The organism is Mycobacterium sp. (assembly GCF_049802695.1).
Classification (GTDB): domain Bacteria; phylum Actinomycetota; class Actinomycetes; order Mycobacteriales; family Mycobacteriaceae; genus Mycobacterium.
In genome coordinates this window covers 1-1,811 of sequence record NZ_JBARMY010000196.1, presented here as the reverse complement: position 1 = coordinate 1,811, position 1,811 = coordinate 1, and the positions used below count along the sequence as shown (strand labels likewise).

Here is a 1,811-nt window from a genome sequence, read left to right as displayed (position 1 = left end):
GTGGCGGCTCGCACGGGCACCGGGGTCGTCGTAGCTGCGGGCGAGCCCGTGTCGCCGCCGCAGCCGGTGACCAGCAAGCCAGCGCTCAGCAGGCCAACCAGCGCGGAGCGCAAGCTCATCGCTCCACTGTGCCTGACGGCGACGGCGCCACCGCCAAGGTCCGCGCCGGTTTGAAATCGTCCTGCGGCAATCCCTACCGAAATCGGCACCGAATAACACCCACGCACACCGATGATGTGAACCAGTGGGTGGAGATGGACGTGTTGGAGATGTGGCATCGATTCGCCAGGCAACGAGAGCGTCGACTGGGCAAGGAGTGGCGATGAAGGTTGATGCCGTTCAGGCGGCTGCGGCGAGGTCGGCGGACCTGATCTACCGGTCGGCCGAGGTGGGCGGCGCATGCTGGGTCCGCAATCATCGCGGACACCGCCGTGAATTGCCGATTGCCCGCTGGATGGGGGGTCCGGAGACCACGCCGCAGGACCGGCTCGCCGATGAGCACGTACTGCGGCATTGCTCCTCGCGTCCAACTCTGGACCTGGGCTGCGGTCCCGGGCGATTCACCGCGTCGCTACAGCAGCGCGGATTGCCAGCGCTCGGGGTGGACAGTTCGGCCGCCGCGGTGGAGATGACCCGTCGACGCGGGGGAATCGCGATTCACCGAAATCTGTTCGCACCCCTGCCCGCCGAAGGCAGCTGGGAACAGATCCTGCTCATCGACGGCAATATCGGTATCGGCGGCAACCCGGTCCTGACATTGCGGCGGGCTGCGGACCTTCTCGCGCACGGCGGCATCGTCATCGTCGAGATCGATCCCCCGACAACCAAGTTGTGTTTGGAACTGCTGCGTTGGGAAACCGAGCACCACCTGGGGCATTGGTTTCCGTGGTCGCGGATGGGGGCCGGCGCGCTCGGCGTGATCGCACACGCCGCCGGGTTCATTGTGACTCATGTCGTCGACATCCACGATCGGGTGATCGCGGTGCTGACAGCCGCTGATCGTGGCGGCGTGCATTGGTAGCCCCCGAGGAGACGTCAATATCGCCTGGCCCAGCTGAAGGCCTCGACTCGGAGATCGGCCCGATCTACGGCTTTCCTGCACCGTTGTGGCGCGCGCTGGAGCGCCATCGTCCGCCCGGGATGGGTCTGCTGCAGCGGTGGCGAAGTCCGCTGCGAGGACCCTGGCTGACGTCGGTGTTCGGCTCGGTGCTGCTCGTCGGCCTGCCACTGGTGATCTTGACCGGGCTGCTGTCCTACATCGCGTACGCCCCGCAATTCGGTCAGGCCATCCCCAATGACGTCGGATGGCTCAAACTGCCCACCTTCGACTGGCCGACCCGCCCGTCGTGGCTCTACCGGCTGAGTCAAGGTGTGCATGTCGGGTTGGGTCTGATCCTTATCCCGGTGGTGCTGGCGAAACTCTGGTCGGTCATTCCCCGGCTGTTCGCCTGGCCGCCGCTGCGTTCGATCGCGCAGGCTACGGAGCGGCTGTCGTTGTTGATGTTGGTGGGCGGAATCCTCTTCGAGCTGGCTACCGGTGTGCTCAACATCCAGTACGACTACATCTTCGGGTTCAGCTTCTACACCGCGCACTATTACGGCGCGTGGGTTTTCGTCGCAGGCTTCGTCCTTCACGTGCTGATCAAATTCCCGAAAATGGTCAGGAGCCTGCGCTCGCGCTCATTTCGCGCGATGCTGCGCACCTCGCGGGCCGACACCCGTCCGGAGCCGCCGGACCCCGACGGACTGGTCGCCGCCGACCCCGGTCCGCCGACCATTAGTCGCCGTGGCGCGCTGGCGCTGGTCGGTGG

At 65.9% G+C, this 1,811-nt stretch carries 2 protein-coding genes and 1 pseudogene; all 3 read left to right on the top strand.

The window, feature by feature from the left end; all coding sequences use genetic code 11:
• On the top strand, nucleotides 1-326 hold a 326-nt coding region (locus WA317_RS07955), incomplete at its 5' end, for a hypothetical protein (RefSeq protein ID WP_425172516.1).
• Nucleotides 323-1,021, top strand: coding sequence for a methyltransferase domain-containing protein (locus WA317_RS07950; RefSeq protein WP_425172515.1), 699 nt, complete (start codon nucleotides 323-325; stop codon nucleotides 1,019-1,021). The genes WA317_RS07955 and WA317_RS07950, both read left to right, overlap by 4 nt.
• A gap of 119 nt (nucleotides 1,022-1,140) precedes the next feature.
• A pseudogene (locus WA317_RS07945) lies at nucleotides 1,141-1,811 on the top strand (molybdopterin-dependent oxidoreductase); the annotation flags it as partial.